This window comes from Sporosarcina sp. P7, from assembly GCF_002743425.1.
Classification (GTDB): domain Bacteria; phylum Bacillota; class Bacilli; order Bacillales_A; family Planococcaceae; genus Sporosarcina.
In genome coordinates, this window is the sequence record NZ_PDZF01000011.1 from 40,148 (window position 1) to 63,199 (window position 23,052).

Genomic DNA, 23,052 nt, shown 5'->3' on the forward strand with positions numbered 1-23,052 from the left:
TGCCTCCCGCATCTCCCCAATTCATCTAACATACTCCCAACACAAAATGCCAAAAGCTATAGCTCGTGCACATTGAAGTTGATACGTTTTGCTTTGCAATAGAGTAGCCTCTGTCTGATTCGACATAAAGCCACATTCAACTAAAATCGCGGGCATGTTGGTGTCACGCAGGACCGCAAAATCGGCCTTCTTCACGCCGCGATCGGGACGTTGGCAAGCAGAAATTAAAGCTTTCTGTACCGCAGAGGCGAGAACTGCGGAACTTTTGCTTGCTTGTGGATACATATACGTTTCAATCCCTTGTGCCGTATTCCAGCCATTGCCGAATGCATTTGCATGGATTGAAACAAAGGCATCCGCTCTCATACGGTTAGCCGAAGCTGTTCGTTCACCTAAAGGTACGTCGTGTGTAGACGCATGCGTATACTTTACTGTCATGCCTTCCTTCGTTAAAAACTCTCCGGCCAGTACAGCTACTGCTGCATTAAAATCGTACTCACGAAGCTTTCCATCAGGCGTTCTTTTGCCTGGTGTATCTGGCCCGTGACCTGCATCAAGAATGATTAGTGTCAATTCTGTCCACTCTCCTTTATCCTCTATATATAGAAGACTTTTGAAAAGGATACAAAAAGGGAATATAGATCAAGAAGTAATCCATTTCTTTTCATTTCCTTCATGGTAAAATAGGTTTGAATGATTTGTACATAAGCACAGGAAACGATGATTCGGCAAAAGATTGCCGGAATACGTACATCGTAGCAGAAAGTGAGGAACTTCATGGGTGAATTAACAGTAGAAGATATTATGAATCGATTTGGATTGGAATTGATTGCTGGACACGCGGGCATTCATAAGCAGATCCTAATGAGTGATATTTCACGGCCGGGGCTTGAGATGGCAGGCTATTTCGATTATTATCCTGCCGAACGCGTGCAATTGATCGGGCGCAAGGAGATGTCTTTCCTTGAAACATTGTCTGCCATTACGCGAAGAAAACGCTTAGAGCGACTTTGCTCGGACGATACGCCGGCTTTCATTATTGCTCATGGCGAGGAAGGTCCAAAAGAATTGAGCCAATTAGCTGAAGAGAAAAACATTCCTGTTCTTCGGACGGATTATAAGACTACACAGTTTTCTGGAATGCTGACGAATTACTTGGTCGGGCAACTCGCTCCGATGACGACAGTTCATGGTGTGCTAGTCGACGTATATGGCGTAGGGGTTTTAATAACAGGTGGTAGCGGGGTAGGTAAGAGTGAGACTGCATTAGAACTCATCAAAAAAGGGCATAGATTGGTTGCAGATGATTCTGTTGAGATTCGTCAAGTATCCGATAACATCTTAATCGGAACGTCACCGAAACTGTTGAAGCATATGCTAGAGATTCGCGGCGTCGGTATTATCGATTTGATGACGTTATTTGGTGCAAGTTCCGTGAAAGATGATAAGCGTGTATTGTTAGCGGTCGATTTAGAGATTTGGGATGATAAAAAGCATTATGATCGTCTGGGAATTGATGAAGAGAAGGTCGAGATACTCGATTCGCAAATTACGAAATTGTCCGTCCCCGTAAGACCAGGGCGGAATATCGCGGTGATCATTGAAGTAGCGGCAATGGATTATCGCATGAAACGTCTTGGCGTTAATGCTGCAGAGGAATTTACCAAGCGTTTGGATCAAGCAATCGCAGACAATGCAGAACTATTAGAAGAAGAGGAGCGCGACTAAGTGAATGTATCCATGCTAGCGATTAATCCAGTCGCGATCAGTATTGGCAGCCTAGAAGTTCGCTGGTACGGTATTTTGATCGCGCTCGGAATTATTTTAGGATTTATGGTAGTTCAACGAGAAATGCTAAAGCGGGGAATGCACCCCGACTTACTAACGGACATGCTCATATGGGCGATTCCTATTTCCATCATCAGTGCACGAATTTACTATGTTATTTTCACATGGGATTATTATCGTGAGCATCCGGACCAAATCATTCAAATTTGGAATGGCGGGATTGCAATCCACGGTGCCTTAATAGGTGCGGTCATTACAGCGGTGATTTTCTGTAGGAAGCGTGGGGTATCCTTCTGGAAAGTTGCAGATATTACGGCGCCTGGTTTATTAATTGGACAAATTATCGGTCGCTGGGGAAATTTTATGAATCAGGAAGCCCATGGTGGACCGGTTTCAGATACGTTTAAGGAAAACACAATAATTCCTGACTGGATTATGAATCAAATGACGATTGAGGGTATAACGTATCATCCGACATTCTTGTATGAGTCGTTATGGAATGTAGTCGGACTCATTTTGATTTTAGTTATCCGAAGAATGCTGAAGATGAAACGAGGCGAAGTTTTCTTATTTTACGTCATTTGGTATTCAATCGGTAGATTCTTCATTGAAGGGATGCGGACGGATAGTCTATATGTCATCGGTAGTTTGCGGGCAGCACAATTAGTATCTGTAACAGGAATTGTCGTAGGTCTTGCCATCTTGTTGTATCGTAGATATGTAATGAAAGTGAAAGAGAACTATGATGACAAATAAACATAATATCGCACTATCCAATACGTTGAAAAATGGTTTACAAGTGGGATTAAAAACGACATGGTCACTCGGCAAGATCATTTTCCCTATTACTTTGCTTGTAACCATTTTGCAGTTTACACCTATCTTACCTTGGCTTGTGCAATTGGTTGAACCTATTATGCATCTATTTGGCTTGCGTGGTGAAGCAGCTGTGCCCCTCGTGCTTGGTAATGCATTAAACTTATATGCTGGAATTGCGGGCATCATTTCATTAGAATTAACGGTTAAAGAAGTATTCATCATTGCTGTGATGATCAGCTTTGCGCATAATCTGTTCATTGAGACAGCCGTCGCCATAAAAGTAGGCGTTAAACTATGGACAGTGCTTGTCGTTCGACTTGGATTGGCTGTGCTAGCTGGAGTGCTGATTAATATATTCTGGACAGGCGGCAATGAAATCGCGCAATACGGTCTAACGCCGCAAGCGGAAGTTGTGCCAGAAGGCTTTTTGCAGATTTTCATACTAGGACTTGAAAAGGCAACATTTGGTGTCTTGCAGTTGGCATTGATCGTCATTCCATTAATGTTAGTTGTGCAGTATGTGAAAGATCGCAATTACTTAGAGCGTTTTTCTACTGGGTTAGCACCGTTTACAAAAATGATTGGTGTGAAACCCAATGCGTCGATGACACTCGTTGCGGGATTATTGATTGGTTTGGCATACGGTGCAGGTGTCATGATTCAAGCAGTGCAGGAAGATGGCGTATCGAAACGCGATATTACACTGGCCTTCATTTTCTTGATGGCATGCCATGCGGTGATTGAGGATACACTGTTATTCCTGCCACTCGGTATACCGATTTGGCCATTATTGATAATTCGGCTTGTGACCGCCATTGTATTGACGATCACTGTGAGTATTTTATGGAAACAGCCGAGAGAGAAGGGGGAAGCTGTTATTGACTAATCAACCAATTACTACATTACTATTTGACTTTGACGGAACGCTTGCCGATACAAATGAGTTAATACTCTCATCTTTCCAGTATGTATTGGAAAAACATTTCCCTGGACGTTTCCAGCGAGAAGAGATGTTACCGTTTATCGGACCTACATTACATGATACTTTTTCCTCGATTGCATCGGATAAGACAGAAGAACTGGTAGCAGAATACCGTGAATGGAATCTAGCGCATCACGATGACTATGTAACCGAATTCGAGGGTGTGACAGATACGCTTCGTAAATTATATGATCTAGGCTTGAAGATGGCAGTCGTTTCCACAAAGAAGCGCGATATGGTAGAAAGAGGGATCAACCTTCTAGGCATTGCACCTTATTTTGAGACTGTGATTGGACTGGATGATGTAATGAATCCTAAACCGGATCCAGAGCCGATTTTACTGGCATTGAAACGCCTTGATCGAACAGCAGAAGAGTCACTCATGATTGGGGATAACTTCCACGACATACTCGGAGGACAAAATGCAGGAACACGAACTGCGGCAGTTGCATGGGCACTAAAAGGGGAAGAATATTTGCAGACATTTAAACCCGACTTTATGTTGCAACATATGTCCGACTTACTTAAAATCACCGCGGGAATCAAACTATGAGACGCACGGAACGGCATCCTTCCAAAGGAGATGCAAATTCACTTTGGCATATTTACCGTACAATCTCGATCTTTAAGGTAGCCAAAAATTTCATCGTCATTCAGATTGCGCGGTACACGCCATTTGTTTCGTGGAAAAACGTTCTGTATCGATGGTTCTTGCGGATGAAAGTTGGAAAACATACGGCATTTGCGCTAATGGTTGTACCGGATGTCATGTTTCCGGAACGAATCTCTGTCGGTGAAAACTCCATAATTGGGTTTAATACGACGATTTTAGCGCATGAATACTTGATAGACGAATACCGTATTGGAGATGTGGAAATAGGCAATAATGTACTGATTGGAGCCAATACAACGATTTTGCCGGGTGTGAAAATTGGTGATGGTGCCATTGTTTCCGCTGCATCACTCGTCAATAAAGATATTCCGGCCGGTACATTTGCTGGCGGTAATCCAGTGCGTATTATATATACGGCCGAACAAATGGTAGAACGTGCAGCACGTGAAAGCAAATGAATGACGGGCCATGTAGTTGTGCTATACTAGAGGATACATTGCAGGGGGACGTCAAGTGCGTTCCTCTTACTTTTTCGGAGGAGTTCGATTGAAAAACAACCAACGTTTTAAAAGAGATAAAATTATATCATTCCTGCCTGACGGTGATTTTTATCGTAAACGCGCGATGCAAGCTATGCAACGTGAACAATTTTCTGACGCGGAAAAATATTATAAACGTGCACTGGATTTGAATCCAGAAGATGCACTGACACATATGGAATACGGTGTGTTTATTATGGAAGTTGGCCGCTTTGAAGATGCTTATGAACTTCTGCAAACGGCTGATGACCTGGATCCAAACAATGAAGAGACGACATTCTATTTAGCAGAAGTTCACGCACATCTGGGCCTACTGCGTGAAGCGAAGCAGTATGCATTGAAATATGTTGCTATAGCACCGGATGGCGTATTTGTGGAAGAAGCCCATGAAATCTCTGAATTCGCCGATCAAGAAGAAATGTTTGTTGAAGAAGGCGAACAGCTGGATGGGGAAGTCATATTCAGGCAAGAAAAAGCGCGCCGTATGATGGAACAAGGGGACTTTGAAGATGCCATTGACGTGCTTGAGGATTTATTAGTGGATTATCCAAAGACATGGGCTGTCCATAATAATTTGGCGCTTGCATATTTTTATATAGGTAAAGAAAAACATGCGGAAGATATTCTATACAATGTCCTACGTGAGGAAAAAGGCAATATCCATGCGCTGTGTAACTTGGCAGTGTTCTTTTATTACAATCGGGATGAAGAGCGTCTGAACAGCATGATGGAACTGTTGTCGAAGATTAAACCGTATCAATTCGAACAGCGCTATAAATTAGGAGCGACATTTGCGCTGACAGGTCGTTATGAAGAAGCGTATCACTGGCTTCGCAGTCTACAAAAACGCGGATTTGAAGGTGATGTCGGATACTACTTCTGGCTGGCGAATGCTGCATACTTTACAGGTCACCGAAAAGTAGCGGAGCAGGCAAATGAAGCCTTGCTGAAATTGGACCCTACTAAAGAAGGATTTGAACCATGGAAATCATTGGACGAAGAGGTGGACGTGGATTCTTACGAAGAGGATGTTCCGTTTTTAATTGAAAAGATTTCGAGTCCTTATCGCAGTGAGCGAATGTTCGGCTTATATGTAGTGGGAAAGTCGTCACATTTACAGGAAATCCTTTCGCATCCAGGATATATAGACGTTGAAAAATTGACTGCTGCGGAACAGTTGTTTTTAGCGCATAGCCTGAGTTATTCATTCCAAGTGACGAATCCATTCGAAAAGGCTTTGAAAAAAGCGCTAGCTATTTGTGATCTATTGTATGAAGAGTATAAACCGCTTGATGAGCGAAGTGTACAATTCTTTCAAATGTGGTTTACGTTATGTGAACATGCACTTGAACAGAAATATATGTTCAGTAACGTGCATGCACTTGCTGCTGCGGCAGATTATATGTTCCAATCATCGCATGACAAAAAAGTGACAAAGAAATCTGTAGCAGAAAACTATAACGTATCCGTTTCAACGCTATCCAAGTATATTCAGGAATTGCTTCAATTTCTGCCTTATACAGAAGAATAACTACTTACAGAAGTTGCATTTAAGTTGAAATTCGAGTGTGTTTCTCGTACGATTTTATATAGCGATAGTTTTATCTGCCAGTCAGATGAAATTTTTGACGAAGTGAATAACACCAAATAAGGTGCATATTTTGAAGGAGGAAAACGACTATGACGACGGAAGAAAAGATTTATGACGTAATCATCGTGGGTGCAGGACCAGCAGGTATGACAGCGGCTGTCTATACATCACGAGGAAATATGTCTACATTGATGTTAGAAAGAGGCGTGCCAGGCGGTCAAATGGCTAACACAGAAGAAATAGAGAACTATCCTGGATTTGAGAGTATTTTAGGTCCAGATCTCTCCACAAAAATGTTCGATCATGCGAAACGTTTTGGTGCAGAATATGCTTACGGTGACGTAACGAAAATCGAAGACGGCCGCGAATTCAAAACAATTTATGTGGGTGAGAAACAATATAAAGCACGTGCGATCATCTTGGCAACAGGTGCTGAATACCGCAAGATAGGCGTTCCGGGCGAAGAAGAATTGACTGGTCGTGGTGTGAGTTATTGTGCGGTATGTGACGGAGCATTCTTCCGTAATAAAGATATCGTCGTAATTGGCGGCGGTGACTCGGCGGTAGAAGAAGGTTCATACTTAACACGTTTTGCTAACAAGGTAACAATCATCCACCGTCGTGATACATTGCGTGCACAAAAAATTGTACAAGAGCGTGCATTCGCAAATGAGAAGATTGATTTCATTTGGAATTCAACGGTTAAGCAAGTGAATGAAAAGGATGGTAAGATTGGTTCCTTGACGCTCGTCTCAACTGAAGACGGTTCTGAACGCGAAATGGAAACGGAAGGTATGTTCGTTTATATAGGATTGGATCCCATAACAGGGCCTTTCAAAGATCTAGGCATTTTGGATGAAAACGGCTATATCGAAACGAATGATATTATGGAAACAAAAATTCCTGGTATTTTTGCTGCTGGCGATGTGCGGGAGAAATTATTACGCCAAGTCGTGACGGCTACAGGAGACGGCAGTATTGCAGCTCAAGCAGCTCAGAAGTATATTGAAGAGTTGGCGGAAGAAGTAGAAGCAAAGGCATAAACGATCGTTGAAATTGTAACGTGTGTGTAATCGTCTTGCAATATAAGAGAGGGATAATAGAAAAAGAAAGACACCCCCTTTCATAATATAGCAACTTTGTGGCTATTTACGGTATAAACTTCCGTGAATAGCCGTCTTTTTTTTTCGTTTTCAATGAAAGCGTTGTATACTATACATACATACTTGAAAAGTGGGGAACTACATATGCAAAAAATTGCTAACTTGCTCGTGGTGAAAGACGGTCAAGTCCTATTACTAAAGAAGCCGAGGCGTGGATGGTATGTGGCACCGGGAGGGAAAATAGACGAAGGTGAATCGGTCTATGAAGCAGCTCATCGTGAATTTCTCGAAGAAACCGGTGCGCAGGCAATCTCGCCACATGTAAAAGGCATATATACGATGATGATTATGGACGATGAGGGAAAAGAATTATTGAACGAATGGTTACTCTTCACATTTGTCGCACATGATTATTCCGGAGAATTGATGAAGACAACTATCGAAGGTGAATTAGAATGGCATCCGATAGAAAGTTTGCATACACTGCCAATGGCGGAAGGTGATCGCAAGAATTTGCTCTTTGCAGTGAATCAGCAAGGCATGCAGTATGGAACATTCTATTATACAGAGCAATTCCGCCTCTTGCGGGAATCACTTCAACAATCAATGGAAGGTGAATAATATTTATGGATCAACCACAAGTGGTAAATGAATATGAAGTGGTAATTATTACGGGTATGTCAGGTGCAGGCAAGACAGTCGCTATGCAATGCTTTGAAGACATGGGATTCTATTGTATCGACAATTTGCCACCCGAACTATTTGTAACATTCCTCGATTTGATGATGAAGTCGAATAATCAGATGAGACGTATTGCCGCAGTGATGGATACGCGCGGCGGAAGTTTATTTGATTCCATGATTACAGCACTCGAAGGATTATTCAAGATGGAAGATGTCAAAACCAGTTTGTTGTTCCTGGATTCAGATGATGAAGCTCTTGTGAAACGTTATAAAGAAACGCGCAGATCACACCCATTATCGGAAGGTGGCGTGTTACTCGAAGGGATTCGCAAAGAGCGTCATTTACTGACTGAAATAAAAGGTCTTTCACGTTCTATTATTGATACATCGAAATTAAAGCCCAAGGACTTACGGGAAAAAATCACACGTGAGTTTTCCGAAGCAGGCGAGCCGAACTTTACCTTGAATTTTGTATCATTTGGTTTCAAGCATGGGATGCCGATTGATGCAGATGTAGTATTCGACGTACGATTTTTACCGAACCCGTTTTACTTGGAAGAATTACGTCCGTTGACAGGTTTGAATCATGAAGTATCGGATTATGTATTGAAATGGGCGGACACGAAAGAATTAATTGAGAAACTAACGGACTTATTCAAGTTCTTAATTCCACAGTATAAACAAGAAGGAAAAGGTCAGGCAGTCATCGCGTTCGGTTGTACAGGTGGTCAACACCGTTCTGTTACACTCGCTGAATACTTTACTGGCGTTTTTAAAGGCGATTACCCAACACATGTATCGCATCGGGATGTTGAAAAAAGAAAGGGTTGACATAATATGCAATCCACTACGAGGAAACGCGTTGTTGTGTTCGGAGGCGGTACAGGATTATCTAATATCCTTCGCGGTTTAAAGCGTTATCCAATCGAATTGACAGCTATTGTGACAGTGGCGGATGATGGGGGAAGTTCAGGTCGTTTATTTGACCAGTACAACGTCCCGCCGCCTGGCGATATAAGACAGGTTATGGCAGCGCTTTCAGATGTTGAGCCCATGATCGAAAAAATGTTCCAGCATCGCTTTGAGGGATCAGATGGTTTGAAGGGACATTCTCTTGGGAATTTAATGCTTACGGCCTTGACAACTATTACTGGCGATTTTGCCCGTGCAGTCGAGCAGATGGGCGCTGTTCTAAATATTAAAGGAACAGTATTACCTGCAGCAAATCAGCGAATTACCTTGCATGCAGAGCTTGAAGATGGTTCAATCATTACAGGCGAATCGAAAATTCCTCTCTATGGAAGGAAAATCCGTAACGTTTTCATCACGCCTCAGGATGTAAAACCATTACCAGAAACAGCCGATACGATAAAAAATGCAGATTTAATCGTATTTGGACCGGGAAGCTTGTATACTAGTACTTTGCCAACACTTTTAGTGCAGGACATTCGCGAAGCGATTCTCGAAAGTGCTGCAAAAAAGGTCTATGTTGGTAACTTAACTACACAACGTGGCGAAACGTATCGATATACTGCTTCTGAGCATGTTCAGGCACTCTATGATCATGCGGGAGAACCGTTTCTTGATGCAGTTCTAGTGAATAATGTAGAAGCGTTCAGACGTATGCATAATCTGTTTGAAAATGAAGAGCCTTGGCTTGTGGAGAATGATTTGGAGGTCCTGCAAGCGCTAGTGCCTGAAGTATTTGTGCAAGAGATTGCGTCCCTTATCGATGGGACGGTTATGCATAAAACAATGGAAGTGTCAGATATGTTGATGCGTTATATAGAGAGAACGTAGAAGGCGGATAGATGTGAAAATCGCCGAAGAGGGGGAATATCATGTCTTTTGCATCCAAAACAAAAAAAGAATTGACGCAGATTGAAACGGATGATTGTTGTACGAAAGCAGAAATTGCGGCATTCATCCGTATGAATGGTGTTATGTCTTTTTCAAATAAACAACTTAGTCTTGATGTTCAAACGGAAAATGCCTCTATTGCGCGTCGTTTGTATTCGAATGTGAAGGCGTTGTATCCATATAAAGTGGAATTGCTTGTACGGAAAAAAATGCGTTTAAAGAAAAACAATGTCTATATTTGCCGTATCCGTGATGGAGCCAAGCACTTACTGGAAGAATTATCAATTATGACACATGACTTCCAAATGATTAACACGATCGATCCACAGCTAATTGAAAAAGACTGCTGTGCACGCGCATACTTACGGGGAGCTTTCCTGGCAGGAGGTTCCGTTAATAATCCCGAGACGTCTTCTTATCACTTGGAAGTCTTCTCAAGCTATCAAGAACATAGTCAATCACTTGTTGAGTTGATGAACCATTTTCATTTGAACGCAAAATCTATTGAACGCAAAAAAGGATTTATCGCGTATCTGAAAGAAGCAGAAAAAATATCCGATTTCCTGGGCATCATTGGTGCACATGTATCCCTTATGAAGTTTGAGGATGTGCGAATCATGCGAGATATGCGCAACAGTGTGAATCGGCTAGTGAATTGTGAAACCGCTAATCTGAATAAAACGATTGGTGCAGCACAAAGGCAAGTAGAAAATATTAAATTGATTGAGCGCACGATTGGTTTAGATCAATTACCGGAACGTCTACAAGAGATTGCTCAATTACGTGTTACTCATCAAGATGTGACGCTAAAAGAGCTAGGCGAGCTAGTAACGGGTACACCGGTTAGTAAATCGGGTGTCAATCATCGTTTGCGTAAGATTGAAGAAATCGCAGATCGATTACGGTAAATTATTAGTAGATCCTTCTTAAGAAGAGGAAGAAAAGGAGCACACAATATGGTAGAAAAAACAGTGAAAGTAGGAATTAAACCTGGTTTGCAAGCGAGACAGGCGGCGTTATTTGTGCAGGAGGCCAATAAGTATTCGGCTGATATTTATTTGAAGAAGGATAATCGTCAAGTGAATGCAAAGAGTATCATGGGGATTATGAGTTTGGCGATTGCGAAGGGGACGGAGATCACGTTGATTACGGACGGGATTGATGAGGATTTGGCTCTTCAGAATTTGGCTGACATAGTGGAAGAGGAGCAGTAAGATGATTTGATTAGGTGACGGTAACCTGTAGTTGGGTTTCGTTACCTTTTTTATTTTTTTACGTAGTGAGGGGGAAGGCGCAGTTGATCTGCGTTCCAGGCGGACGCTTTCCTGCGGGCATGGCTTGAGCTTCCTCGTCCGCTTCGCTACCTGCGGGATCTCAAGGCACATGCTATTCCCGCGGGAGTCGCCGCCTTCCACTCCGATCAACTGGTGTCGCTTTTTAGGAGTTGGAATGCTGATGCATTTATACGGAAAGATTAGACCGAAATCCAAACCCAAATCCAAATAAAAAAGGTTGTCACGGAAGGCCATTTGGCGTTCCGGACAACCTATAGTGATTATTTCTTTTCGATTTCGCTGCGTTCTAGAACGTGGTCGACTAGGCCGTATTCTTTAGCGCGTTCGGCAGTCATGAAGTTATCGCGGTCTGTGTCTTTTGCGATGACGTCGATTGGCTGACCCGTGCGATCTGAAAGGATTTGGTTTAGTTTTTCACGTAGGTGTAAGATGCGTTTTGCGGCAATTTCGATTTCAGTTGCCTGACCTTGTGCGCCACCTAGTGGTTGGTGAATCATTACTTCTGCGTTTGGCAAAGCGTAACGTTTACCTTCTGTACCAGCAGTTAGCAAGAATGCACCCATAGATGCTGCCATACCTACACAGATTGTGCGGATGTCTGGCTTGATGTATTGCATTGTATCGTAGATTGCCATACCCGCTGTGATACTTCCACCTGGGCTGTTAATGTAAATGGAGATATCTTTTTCTGGATCTTCAGCTTCCAAGAATAGCAGTTGTGCAACGATGGAGTTTGCCACGTTGTCGTCAATGCCGCTCCCCAACATGATAATACGGTCTTTTAATAGACGAGAGTAGATGTCGTACGCTCGCTCACCACGATTTGTTTGTTCAATAACTGTAGGAATTAGATTCAATTAGACTTCCTCCTTTAATCACTTCATAATATTCGTTCGGTTGAAATCATTTCGTATTTCAACTATAACTGTATTTTACCTATTAAGGTCAACAAAGGTCAAATCATTTGCCTTAAAAATACACATTGCTTTTCATTATATTCTACGATATAATGGAAGATGTCTCTTACAGAAGAAAAGCTTTTTTCTGTAGTTGAGTAATTATAGTTAAAGCTTGATACTACACGTTTAGTCCTCGTGGTGCAATGGATAGCACGCAAGCCTCCGAAGCTTGAAATGTGGGTTCGACTCCCGCCGAGGGCATCATAGTGAAGCGTTTGAACAGTTCGCATTTTGCGATTATGCTCAAACGCTTTTTTTATGCTCGAATTTCTATTGCTCTCGGCTTTCTATTCTTATTTTCCCCGTCTGGCACTTCTTTTAAACTTCGTTGCTAAATATCCCTTGGCAGTCTTTGGTTTCGTATAAGTATTCACGAATCGCTTGGCTTTGCGAACGCTGGCTGTTTGGCTAAATCCGGAATATAGGACGCCGGTTACCGGTGTCCTACACAGCCGTTTCCACTTTTTTATCCGAGACGAAGTGCTCTTTTTCAACGAGGAATGAAACGAGTAAACTACCAACGATTGCCCATAAAGGTGCGCTGATGTTCAGGAAGCTAATATCTGACATACCGATGATTAAAGAAAAGAATGCGCCCATCTGGAAATTGTTTGGTGAGAAGGCTTTCTTCAGTGAATTCATGAGAACGCCGAGCATAGCAAGTCCAGCGATGACACTGACAATTACTCCTGGCATGGCGATGACAAGAGGAACAACCGCCGCTGCAAACAGCCCGAACGTTGAGAACAGGACGCCGCATACTACCGAAGCCACGTACCGGCTCTCTTTTCCTCCCACATCATCAGCAGAACAAATGGCTGTCATAGGGCCTGCGATGTTGATGGCATGCGCTCCAAAGAAAGAGCCAATCAAACCAATAACAGAACCATGAATCGCCATCATATTATTCGGAGGCTTATAACCCTGAGCTGTCAGTACGCCGGATGCCTGGGCATTTTCTGTACAGATAATCAGCAGAGCAAGCGGTATGCCAATAGACAAAATAGCGTTTAAGTTGAAGCTGGGCATAATGAGCTGCGGCAATATAAATGTACTGGTAATGTCTTGCAATTGAAACTCTTTCATAAAGATAGCCAATGTAACAGCGATCAGAAGCGCTAGTAAAACCGGTGGGAATTTCTTCAAAAAGCGTGTTGACAGTAAAAATACCAAAATAGTAGAGCCTGCCAATAGTGGGGAAACCGTGACGGAGGTAATCATTTCTGTGGAAAAACGGATCATGACACCGACAATCATCCCCATGACGATTGGCACTGGTATCCACTTCATCACTTTGTCGATTATGCCCGATGAACCTAGAATGATTACTAACACATGCGCCACTAAATAAGCCCCGATGGCTTCTTGAAGAGAGAAATGGGTTAAAGATCCAGCAACTAATACTGCACCGGCAATGGAGTGGGCGCCTGCGATAGGCTGACGATATCGTAATGAGAGAAAAATACCGAGCAATCCACTGAAAAAATAAACGGCAAATATCCAACTTATGGTCTCGCTATAAGATAAGCCACCGCTTGTTGCGCCACCAATGATGATTAAAGCTGGACCTGTGCAACCGAAGATTGCTGCCACCAACCCTGCGCTGATGGTATTTAAGTTTGTGTGATTACCCAGATCTTTCAAGTGCGCACGCAGAGTAGTTATTTTCACATATCCCAGCCTCCCAGCTATAAATCTGCGTTTCTATTTCCACGGTAAAATGGTGCAGATGCTGCCTCGCCATGGAAACGAAAAGAATTCCTGGAAACAGTCTTTCTGCAGTAGATTAATTATTTAGAAATATAAGCGCTTACATTTATGGCTTAATTACATGTTACTTCCATTTCATGGTTGATGATGGAGTATATAATTTTCTTGACAGGCGCAGCAATTATAGAGCTTTTTCTGTACTGCACATAGACTCTGTTCGGGATATTAGAGATATCTTCAATACTTTTGACGATTATATCATTTTTATTTAATCTATGGATTCCAAGAGATGGTGTAATACCGACTCCTATTCCACTTTCGATAATCGTTATCAGCATTTCGTTATTGTCCACATCAATTCGTTTAATATCGGGAACACCGACCAACTTCTGATCAATTTCTTTCCAGAGATTGGATTTTCGCCTGTAACTGATCAGTGTTTCACCTTCTAGGTCACCGATTGCGAGTACATCCTTATCAGCCAGATGATGATCTTTTCCTAGAACAACGACTAAATTATTATCAAAAAGATATTCCGTTATGATTTCTGGGCGGTGGGCGCTAACGTTTCGGGTGAATACTAAATCCAATTCACCTGATAAAATCTGTTCGTTCAGACTGCAGGAATCTTCACCTTCAATTATTGTAATATTTAAGTTTTCAATCGTAATGATTGCGTTCAGGAGTTCGGTCATAAAGGAATAGGAATAACCGGGTGAAAAACCAATTCTGATTTCAGGGAAGTTGGAATGCTTTGTTACTTCTTTTGAATGGTTCATATACGTTAATATGTTCGTTGCATATTCAAAAAAAACCGTGCCTTCTTTTGTCGGAACAATCTTCCGGCCGACTCGTTCAAATAACGAGCAGGACAACTCGAGCTCCAGATTCTTTATCCGGGCTGTGACTGTAGGCTGTGTAACATTTAGCAAATTTGCTGTTTTTGAATAGCTCTTCTGTTCCACGATAGTCAAAAAAGTTTCCAGCTGAGTTTTATCCAATTGCTTACCCCCTATGCAGATAATAAGATGGAATTTATTCCAAATTGGTAATTATTCAATAAGTATAGCACTAGATTTAAAGCTGTCAAAAACATTTTTCAGTCGTAATACCCAAATGATTTTTTCCTTCATCTATAGAGCAGAAACTAAATCTACCAAATATCTTTACTGTAAGGGTCTGGAAAAGTTGAACACATAGTAAGGCGTGAAGACACCGGAAAATCCGTATAGAAAAAATCTTCAGAATAGTACAAATGACAAATTATATTCGATTGGTGTTATCTATTTTCACATCTTATACTGAGAGTAAGTTAAGTTCATTGAACTGACACAATTACAAGTTTACTTGGGAAACAAGTTTGAGGCGCTTTACTCAAAACGTGGAAATCCAGCGGAAGGGAAATTGTTTCTTGTCGAAAAATGTATGCGGTTACAATCCGTGGTTTAAAATGGATCATTATTCTTTCAGGAAACTGAGCACTCAAACAGGTGTTTTTCATTTCACTAATTCGTCCATCACAATTGTGTTAGTGATTGGAGTGGTAAAACGTTCCACGCAGTATAGAAAGTACTCAATGAATGATAACTGGACACTGTATACAGCGAAGAGTCAACTTTTAGTGACTAACTGTAGGATATGAAAAAAATACTGAATTTCATTTGACTACCGGATCAAAAATGTATGGTTTTCACAAATCGAAGGAGATGACTGAAATTATGGCTAGTCAGCAGCAGGAATCACTTTTAGAAGGCAAGGTTGCAATTGTGACAGGTTCTTCGAGAGGCATCGGGAAAGCGATTGCAATCGGACTTGCACAGCAGGGAGCGAATGTATTAGTAACTGGAACAAATCCTGAACGTACAAAAGCCGTTTCAGAGGAGATTACCAAGGAGACGGGTCAGCAATCGGATTATTATATCGGTGATCTATCCAAGGAAGAGAATGTCGCGGAAATGACTGACAAGGCGATTCAAAACTGGAAGAAGATAGATATCCTCGTGAACAATGCAGGTGGCGGTGTCATTCTACCGTTCCTAGAACAGACACCGGAAACGTTGAAAACAACCATTGATCGGAATTTATGGACGATGCTCTGGTCATGCTATAAAGTTCTACCTCATATGGTCGAGCAAAATTACGGAAGAATCATAAACATCGGTGCAGATTCAGTCCGTAACGGTTTATGGGATCATGCGGCATATAACGCTGCGAAAGGCGGAGTTCACGCTATTGTTTCGGGATTAGGGAGAGAATTTGCGAAGAGTAATATCACCGCAAATGTCATCGCCCCTCCAGCAGTAGAAGGAGAGTTGCTCGATGATATCCGTGACCGAGATACTAAACTAGTAAACCGCTATATCGATATTATCCCGATTGGAAGGGGAGCTTATCCAGAAGAGGTTGCAGATGCAGTGGTGTTCTTGGCTTCCGATAAAGCATCATTTATAAATGGCCAGGTAATTAGTGTGAATGGCGGAAGTACAATGCAATAAAATCAAATTGCCAGACGGGATCTTCATTTAGAATTGTAAATACTAATTTGGGTGCAGTGGAAGTACTGCCAACATGAAGGGGAGGAAACATAATGAAAAGCTATATCATTGAGAACGTCAAGAAGTCTGAGTTTTCCGTTCACCGCAGCGTCTTTACTAGTCACAATGTTTTACAGGAAGAACGTGAGAAGATCTTCAGCGAGTGTTGGATCTATATTGGACATGAATCAGAGCTTCCGAAAAACGGTGATTTTAAGAGAAAGAAAGTCGGCGGACGAAACCTCATATTCACTCGTGATAATGAAGGCGTAATCAGGGCTCTATATAATTCCTGTCCTCACCGCGGTGCGTTAGTCTGCAGGGAAAATGAAGGAAACACTAAAGTATTCAGATGCTTCTATCACGCCTGGACATTTAAAAATGACGGGGAACTCGTAGGGATGCCAGGTAAAGACGGATTCCCTGATACGTTCAACTGTGATGGTTCTAAAAACATGACGGAAGTCTCCCGTTTGGAAAGTTATCGCGGCTTTATGTTTGTAAACTATGACAGCGAAGCAGTTTCGTTGGAAGAATACCTTGGAAATGCGAAAGAATATATCGATCTGGTGGCAGACCAGTCAGATGCAGGATTGGAAGTTCTGGGCGATCCGCAGCAATACAGTGTCCGTGCGAACTGGAAGCTGATTTCTGAGAACAGTGTGGATCTTTACCACGGCATGCCGACGCATAAAACCTATTTTGATATTAAAGCCGCTCAGGATCCTACGATGAGAAAAGCAGTTCTTGAAGGAAAAGGAACTGACCTTGGGAACGGCCATGCGGTAATTGAATATATTGCGCCTTGGGGAAGACCGGTTGCGGAGTGGACGCCTGCATGGGAGGAAGAAGACAAGAAGGAAATACAGGAACTAAAAGACAAATTGATTGAACTACATGGTGAAGAGCGCGGGGAACGAATAGCTAAATATAACCGGAACATATTGATCTTCCCAAACCTAGTCATAAACGACATCATGGCAATCACGGCACGGACCTTCTATCCTACTGAACCGGGTTATATGGAAGTGACAGGGTATTCGTTAGCACCTAAAGACGAGAGCGAAAAGTTCAGATTGCGAAGAAATGATAACTTCCTCGAGTTTCTCGGACCTGGCGGATTTGCGACCCCGGATGACAACGAAGCTCTTGAGCTGTGTCAGGAAGGATACTTGAACAATTTAGAAGTGGAATGGAACGATATTTCAAAGGGAATGAACCGCGAACAAGCACAGGCTACGGATGAAGAGCAAATGAGAAGTTTCTGGAGAAGATGGAATGAAATTATGACGAGAGAAAATGTGAAAGAGGAGGTTTTATCATGACAGAGACGCTTCTGAGCACAAAGGTTACTATAAGCATCCAGCAGATTAAGGAATTTCTATACTACGAATCAGAGCTCCTTGATGAGTGGAAACTGGTGGAGTGGTCTGAGCTGTTTACGGATGACGGTACGTACGTTGTGCCACCGCTCGGCAATCCGGAAGCCGACCCTGCAAAGTCGATTTTCTATATCAATGATACTCGTTCACGTCTGAAAGAAAGAGCGGAGCGTCTGTTAAAAAAAGAAGCACATGTGGAATATCCGCATTCTACTACGATACGTAATGTGAATAATGTACGGATTAAAGGTCAGGAAGGTGATTCTCTTCATGTGCGCTGCAACTTCTCGACATACCGGACAAAGCGTGAAGTGTTGGATTGTTTTGTTGGCGTTAATGATTACAAGCTGATTGTGAAAGACGATAAAATCATGATCCAAGACAAAAAAGTTACCTTAAAGCATGATAGCCTACGTCCTCACGGGAAAATCAGTCTTATTTTATAAGGGTTTGTCGTGTAGATCTAAATTTTACCTAGCTAGGAGAGGAACAGCCATGGTTGAACAGTCTGAGATAGTAGATGTATCAATTATCGGCGGCGGTCCAGTCGGCATGTTTACAGCATTTTACGCGGGTATGCGCCAAATGACAGTAAAAGTCATCGAAAGTCTTCCGCAGTTGGGTGGACAATTAGCTGCCTTGTACCCTGAGAAATATATTTATGATATCGCGGGGTTCCCTAAAGTGAAAGCCCAAGATCTTGTAGATAATCTCACAGAGCAAATGAAACAATTTGAAACGACAGTTTGTTTAAATGAAGTTGTCGAACATGTGGAGAAACAAGCAGATGGTCATTTCAAATTGACAACTAGCCAATCGACACATTACTCTCGCACCGTCATCATCACTGCAGGCAACGGAGCCTTTCAGCCGAGAAAGATGAATGTTGAGAGGGGAGAGGAATTTGCGGAAGGAAATCTTCATTACTACGTTACGAATATGAGTGACTTCGCAGGGAAAGATGTCATCTTATTCGGCGGTGGAGATTCAGCAGTAGATTGGGCTTTGATGTTAGAGCCAATCGCGAGCAAAGTTTCCCTCATTCATAGAAGAGATAAGTTCCGTGCACACGAACACAGCGTAGAGCTACTGAAACAATCCAAAGTAGAAATCTTGACGCCGTACGTACCAGCGAAGCTAGAAGGCAGCGAAAGAATAGAAAAAGTGACAATCAAAGAAGCAAAAGGCGAGATAAGTAAGGTGATAGAAGTGGATGATGTACTTGTAAACTTTGGTTTTGTATCTTCATTAGGCCCTATAAGTCAATGGGGGTTGGAAATTGAAAAGAATTCCATAGTCGTCAATTCAAAAATGGAGACTACTATAGAAGGAATTTATGCAGTTGGAGATATTTGCACATATGAGGGGAAAGTGAAACTCATTGCAACTGGGTTTGGCGAAGCACCGATTGCGATCAGCCATGCAAAGGTTCACATAGACCCGGAGGCAAAGGTGCAGGCTCAGCACAGTACCAGTTTGATGTCAGAAACGGAACAAAAGACGGAAAAGGCAGAAAGAGCAATCAGCGTCAGATAATTAGTAAACATAATGCTCTGTATACTGATAAGTATTTAACAATTTAACAATCCAATCGTTTATAGATTCCGTAATTTGAAGGACAGAATACTCAACCCGAACGCAAAGTGAAGTGACATGAGGAGGATGCGATATCGTAAAATATACAGTCGTTGATCAGGATACTTGTATTGCGTGTAGTGCATGTGGAATAGCGGCACCTGATTTGTTTGATTACGATGACGAAGGGACTTCATTTGCCATTCTGGATGACAACCAAGGTCATACACCGGTGCCTGAAGAGTTAGTTGAAGATTTAGAGGATGCTTATGACAGTTGTCCATCAGGCTCAATCAAAATGGCAGATACACCCTTTACATGTGAAAAAAGTGAAGCAGGCTAAGTGAATGAGGTTTCATCATCGAGGCAGCGGCTTATTGATATTATTATAAAATACTGGAGATGAATAAAGTTATGATCACAAAAACAAAAGTGCAAGCAATCGACAGCCGTCACTTTATCGACGGAAAATATATCGAAATCGATAAAAATAAGAGCTTTGAAAATATTAATCCGGCAACTGAAGAAGTACAGGCAATCGTGGCAGAAGGCGGTAAGGAAGAAGTGGATGCTGCGGTAAAGGCTGCTAGAAAAGCACTTAACGGACCGTGGAAAAACGTTACTCTAGAAGAACGTTCTAAAATGCTTCGCAAAATTGGTGATCTGATCCTAGAAAGACAGGAAGAGCTGGCGCGCCTAGAAGCATTGGACACAGGGAAACCATTCTCCCTAGCCAACTCTGTAGATATCCCGAGAGCAGCATACAACTTCCATTTCTTTGCTGACTATATTACATCAGTCGGAACGGACGCTTACCAGCAGAACAGTGAAGCTCTGCATTATACACTGCGCCGTCCCGTCGGTGTGGTGGGGATGATTAAGCCTTGGAATCTGCCATTGCTTTTGCTTACTTGGAAACTAGCCCCTTGTATCGGTATGGGGAACACAGTTGTCGTGAAACCGGCTGAATGGACACCGATGACAGCCACTGTACTCATGGAAATCATTAAAGAAGCGGGCGTTCCGGACGGGGTCGTGAACTTGGTTCATGGATTCGGGCCAGGTTCAGCGGGCGGCGCGATTTCAGAGCACCCTGACGTGGATGCGATTTCATTCATCGGGGAGCCGAGTACGGGATCCGCCATCATGAAGGCGGGCGCTGATTCATTGAAGAAGCTTTCCTATGAATTGGGCGGTAAAAACCCGAATATCATTTTTGCTGACGCAGATATAGATGAAGTGGTTGCCACAACAGTCAAGTCTAGCTTTATAAATCAGGGTGAAGTTTGCCTATGCGGATCGCGAATTTACGTCGAACGGTCGGCGTATGACGAGTTCCTCGAAAAGTTCACAGCCAAAGCGAAAGAATTAAAAGTCGGACAGCCGTTTGATAAAGATACAAATGTAGGCGCACTGGTGAGTAAAGAACACTACGACCGTGTTAACAGCTATATCGATATTGCCCGGGAAGAGGGCGGAGAATTCGTGATTGGCGGTAAAAGACCTGAAGGAATCGACAAAGGTTATTTCCTAGAGCCGACGATTATTACCGGTCTTAAAAATGATTCCCGCTGTATCAAAGAAGAAATCTTCGGACCTGTCGTAACGGTCGTTCCGTTTGATACAGAAGAAGAAGTCATTGAACAGGCAAATGATACACATTACGGGCTAAGTGCTTCGATTTGGACAACGAACCTAAAACGCGGACACCGTGTGGCACATCAAATTGAAGCAGGAATTATTTGGGTGAATACCTGGTTCCTTCGTGATCTTCGCACACCTTTTGGGGGGATGAAGCACAGCGGCGTGGGGCGTACAGGCGGCATGCATAGTATCGATTTCTATTCCGAGTTGTCAAACATAACGATAAAACTGTAAAGGCGGGAAAGTGATTATGGCAACGGAAGTGGCTATGAAACAAAAAAAGTATGCGGAATCTTTGCTCGAAGCGGAGAACACTTTAGTCGGGATTCCTCCTTTAACAGAGGCTGATCCGGAACTGACAGTGGAAGAAGCTTACTCTATTCAACTGGAAAATATCAAAAAGAAAACAGCTGACGGTCAAACGATTATCGGTAAGAAAATTGGGTTGACATCAAAGGCCATGCAGAACCTGCTCGGGGTAGATGAACCGGATTACGGTCATCTGCTCGACAGTATGGTCATTGAAAACGGCGGACTCGTACCAAAGGATAAAGTACTCTTGCCTAAAGTGGAAGGGGAAATTGCCTTTGTTCTCAAGAAAGAGTTAAAAGGTCCGAATGTCACGACGCTGGATGTCCTGCAGGCTACCGATTATATACTTCCTTCTATTGAAGTAGTAGACAGTCGGGTGAAGGACTGGAAGATAAAATTACCGGACACAATCGCTGATAACGCATCTTCTGCTTTCTATGCTCTAGGCGGTAAGCCGGTGAAAGTCGAAGATGTCGACATGGAACTGCTTGGTATGGTGCTGACAAAGAACGGTCAACTGGTAAATACAGGAGTAGGGGCAGCCGCACTCGGAAACCCAGCTCAATGTGTTGCGTGGCTCGCTAACAGACTCGCGGACTTCGGTATTTCCTTGAACGCGGGTGAAGTGATATTGTCAGGAGCTCTTTCCGCAGCTGTTGAAGCAAAAGAGGGCGATACCTTTACCGCAAAATTTGCGCATCTTGGCGAGGTGAGCGTGCATTTTTAAATGCACATGATCAGTATAAATTCGTTTCCATGAGAGGGGTATACGATGAAAAAAGTGAAAGTAGCGATTCTTGGATCCGGAAACATAGGAACAGATCTCATGTTGAAATTGAGCAGATCCCCTATCTTGGAACTCACAACGATGATTGGCATAGATGCTGAGTCGGATGGATTGAAGAAAGCGGCGGAGCACGGTTACGAAGTCATCACTACTGGTATTGACGGCTTCCTAGAACGACCTGAGCTTGCTGAGATCATTTTCGATGCAACTTCTGCCAAAGCACATATCTATCATGACGAAGTGCTGCGAAAAGCAGGCAAAAAAGTCATTGATATGACACCAGCGGCAATTGGCCCGATCGTTGTCCCACCGGTTAATCTAGATGTACACTTGGACGCGGACAACATCAACCTGATTACTTGCGGTGGCCAGGCGACGATTCCAATCATCCACGCTGTTCATCAAGTGCAATCGGTAGAATACGGAGAAATTGTCTCCACTATTTCCAGTAAAAGTGCGGGGCCGGGTACACGGGCAAATATCGATGAATTTACCCAAACAACAACTCGTGGCATTCTCGAAGTGGGTGGAGCTAAAAGAGGAAAAGCAATTATTCTGTTAAATCCCGCAGAACCACCGATCCTCATGCGGAATACGATTCATATACAGGTGGAAGAGGAAGCGAAGATAGAAGAAATTACTGCTTCAATCCATGAAATGGAAAAAGAGGTCCAATCATATGTACCGGGCTATCGACTCAGACAGGAACCGATTTTTGACGGAAAGAATATTACCGTGTTCGTCGAGGTTGAGGGGGTAGGGGATTACTTACCTACATACTCCGGTAATTTGGATATTATGACAGCATCTTCTGTGAAGATGGCGGAAGAGTGGGCAAAGCATAAAGTAGCCCATATACCGGTCTGATTGATATTC

The 23,052-nt window shown here is 42.8% G+C and carries 24 protein-coding genes and 1 tRNA gene; 21 read left to right on the forward strand and 4 right to left on the reverse strand.

Features of this window, described 5'->3' with window-relative positions:
* Positions 1–21 precede the first annotated feature (21 nt).
* Positions 22–573: an N-acetylmuramoyl-L-alanine amidase gene (locus tag CSV60_RS11540; protein WP_099637087.1), complete on the reverse strand. Its 552-nt coding sequence runs from the start codon at positions 571–573 to the stop codon at positions 22–24.
* A 204-nt stretch (positions 574–777) separates the two neighbouring features.
* On the opposite strand from CSV60_RS11540, the gene hprK reads away from it, so the two are divergent.
* From hprK to CSV60_RS11600, 12 genes are all read left to right on the forward strand, one after another.
* Positions 778–1,728, forward strand: a complete 951-nt coding sequence (gene hprK / locus CSV60_RS11545) for an HPr(Ser) kinase/phosphatase (RefSeq protein WP_099630636.1) — start codon at positions 778–780, stop codon at positions 1,726–1,728.
* Positions 1,729–2,544, forward strand: coding sequence for a prolipoprotein diacylglyceryl transferase (lgt, locus tag CSV60_RS11550; protein WP_233189608.1), 816 nt, complete (start codon positions 1,729–1,731; stop codon positions 2,542–2,544).
* Positions 2,534–3,493 carry a nucleoside recognition domain-containing protein gene (locus CSV60_RS11555; protein ID WP_099630637.1) on the forward strand — a complete coding sequence of 320 codons (960 nt, stop codon included), beginning with the start codon at positions 2,534–2,536 and terminating at the stop codon, positions 3,491–3,493. The genes lgt and CSV60_RS11555 overlap by 11 nt, the downstream gene beginning before the upstream one ends.
* The gene (ppaX, locus tag CSV60_RS11560; protein ID WP_099630638.1) at positions 3,486–4,142 is read left to right on the forward strand and encodes a pyrophosphatase PpaX; all 657 of its coding nucleotides are present in this window, start codon (positions 3,486–3,488) and stop codon (positions 4,140–4,142) included. The genes CSV60_RS11555 and ppaX overlap by 8 nt, the downstream gene beginning before the upstream one ends.
* The gene (locus CSV60_RS11565) at positions 4,139–4,660 is read left to right on the forward strand and encodes an acyltransferase (RefSeq protein WP_099630639.1); all 522 of its coding nucleotides are present in this window, start codon (positions 4,139–4,141) and stop codon (positions 4,658–4,660) included. Before ppaX ends, CSV60_RS11565 begins: the two co-directional genes overlap by 4 nt.
* 88 nt (positions 4,661–4,748) lie before the next feature.
* Complete coding sequence (locus CSV60_RS11570) at positions 4,749–6,272, forward strand: tetratricopeptide repeat protein (RefSeq protein WP_099630822.1); 1,524 nt, start codon at positions 4,749–4,751, stop codon at positions 6,270–6,272.
* 149 nt (positions 6,273–6,421) lie between these two features.
* Positions 6,422–7,375, forward strand: coding sequence for a thioredoxin-disulfide reductase (trxB, locus tag CSV60_RS11575; protein ID WP_099630640.1), 954 nt, complete (start codon positions 6,422–6,424; stop codon positions 7,373–7,375).
* A gap of 204 nt (positions 7,376–7,579) precedes the next feature.
* Positions 7,580–8,056 (forward strand): 8-oxo-dGTP diphosphatase, encoded by a 477-nt coding sequence (locus CSV60_RS11580; RefSeq protein WP_099637088.1) that lies wholly within the window; start codon positions 7,580–7,582, stop codon positions 8,054–8,056.
* Positions 8,057–8,061: 5 nt separating this feature from the next.
* Positions 8,062–8,949 carry an RNase adapter RapZ gene (gene rapZ, locus CSV60_RS11585; protein WP_099637089.1) on the forward strand — a complete coding sequence of 296 codons (888 nt, stop codon included), beginning with the start codon at positions 8,062–8,064 and terminating at the stop codon, positions 8,947–8,949.
* Between the two features lie 6 nt (positions 8,950–8,955).
* Entirely contained in the window at positions 8,956–9,918 is a 963-nt protein-coding gene (locus CSV60_RS11590) for a gluconeogenesis factor YvcK family protein (protein ID WP_099637090.1), read from the forward strand.
* 41 nt (positions 9,919–9,959) lie between these two features.
* The gene (whiA, locus tag CSV60_RS11595) at positions 9,960–10,886 is read left to right on the forward strand and encodes a DNA-binding protein WhiA (RefSeq protein ID WP_085131583.1); all 927 of its coding nucleotides are present in this window, start codon (positions 9,960–9,962) and stop codon (positions 10,884–10,886) included.
* Positions 10,887–10,934: 48 nt separating this feature from the next.
* Positions 10,935–11,192 carry an HPr family phosphocarrier protein gene (locus CSV60_RS11600; RefSeq protein ID WP_099637091.1) on the forward strand — a complete coding sequence of 86 codons (258 nt, stop codon included), beginning with the start codon at positions 10,935–10,937 and terminating at the stop codon, positions 11,190–11,192.
* Positions 11,193–11,533: 341 nt separating this feature from the next.
* Here CSV60_RS11600 and clpP read toward each other — a convergent pair whose 3' ends face one another.
* Positions 11,534–12,130, reverse strand: coding sequence for an ATP-dependent Clp endopeptidase proteolytic subunit ClpP (clpP, locus tag CSV60_RS11605; protein WP_099630644.1), 597 nt, complete (start codon positions 12,128–12,130; stop codon positions 11,534–11,536).
* Positions 12,131–12,361: 231 nt separating this feature from the next.
* On the opposite strand from clpP, the gene CSV60_RS11610 reads away from it, so the two are divergent.
* Positions 12,362–12,433: transfer RNA gene (locus CSV60_RS11610), tRNA-Arg, on the forward strand.
* A gap of 243 nt (positions 12,434–12,676) precedes the next feature.
* Here the strand turns inward: CSV60_RS11610 and CSV60_RS11615 are convergent.
* Both CSV60_RS11615 and CSV60_RS11620 read right to left on the reverse strand, forming a co-directional pair.
* Complete coding sequence (locus CSV60_RS11615; protein WP_233189609.1) at positions 12,677–13,903, reverse strand: benzoate/H(+) symporter BenE family transporter; 1,227 nt, start codon at positions 13,901–13,903, stop codon at positions 12,677–12,679.
* Between the two features lie 152 nt (positions 13,904–14,055).
* The gene (locus CSV60_RS11620; protein ID WP_099637092.1) at positions 14,056–14,943 is read right to left on the reverse strand and encodes a LysR family transcriptional regulator; all 888 of its coding nucleotides are present in this window, start codon (positions 14,941–14,943) and stop codon (positions 14,056–14,058) included.
* Between the two features lie 717 nt (positions 14,944–15,660).
* Between CSV60_RS11620 and CSV60_RS11625 the strand changes: the two genes are divergently transcribed.
* The 8 genes from CSV60_RS11625 to CSV60_RS11660 all read left to right on the forward strand — a co-directional run bounded on the left by CSV60_RS11625 (position 15,661) and on the right by CSV60_RS11660 (position 23,043).
* Entirely contained in the window at positions 15,661–16,437 is a 777-nt protein-coding gene (locus CSV60_RS11625; protein WP_099630646.1) for an SDR family NAD(P)-dependent oxidoreductase, read from the forward strand.
* 92 nt (positions 16,438–16,529) lie between these two features.
* The gene (locus CSV60_RS11630; protein ID WP_099637093.1) at positions 16,530–17,801 is read left to right on the forward strand and encodes an aromatic ring-hydroxylating oxygenase subunit alpha; all 1,272 of its coding nucleotides are present in this window, start codon (positions 16,530–16,532) and stop codon (positions 17,799–17,801) included.
* Positions 17,798–18,304, forward strand: a complete 507-nt coding sequence (locus CSV60_RS11635; protein ID WP_099630648.1) for an aromatic-ring-hydroxylating dioxygenase subunit beta — start codon at positions 17,798–17,800, stop codon at positions 18,302–18,304. The genes CSV60_RS11630 and CSV60_RS11635 overlap by 4 nt, the downstream gene beginning before the upstream one ends.
* Positions 18,305–18,353: 49 nt before the next feature.
* Positions 18,354–19,394: an NAD(P)/FAD-dependent oxidoreductase gene (locus tag CSV60_RS11640; RefSeq protein WP_099637094.1), complete on the forward strand. Its 1,041-nt coding sequence runs from the start codon at positions 18,354–18,356 to the stop codon at positions 19,392–19,394.
* 133 nt (positions 19,395–19,527) lie between these two features.
* Positions 19,528–19,776, forward strand: a complete 249-nt coding sequence (locus CSV60_RS11645; RefSeq protein WP_099630650.1) for a ferredoxin — start codon at positions 19,528–19,530, stop codon at positions 19,774–19,776.
* Positions 19,777–19,847: 71 nt separating this feature from the next.
* Positions 19,848–21,311 carry an aldehyde dehydrogenase gene (locus tag CSV60_RS11650; RefSeq protein ID WP_099637095.1) on the forward strand — a complete coding sequence of 488 codons (1,464 nt, stop codon included), beginning with the start codon at positions 19,848–19,850 and terminating at the stop codon, positions 21,309–21,311.
* Between the two features lie 16 nt (positions 21,312–21,327).
* A complete protein-coding gene (locus tag CSV60_RS11655) occupies positions 21,328–22,116 on the forward strand; it encodes a 2-keto-4-pentenoate hydratase (protein WP_099637096.1) in 789 nt (262 codons plus the stop codon).
* 45 nt (positions 22,117–22,161) lie between these two features.
* Entirely contained in the window at positions 22,162–23,043 is an 882-nt protein-coding gene (locus tag CSV60_RS11660; RefSeq protein WP_099637097.1) for an acetaldehyde dehydrogenase (acetylating), read from the forward strand.
* Positions 23,044–23,052: the final 9 nt, after the last annotated feature.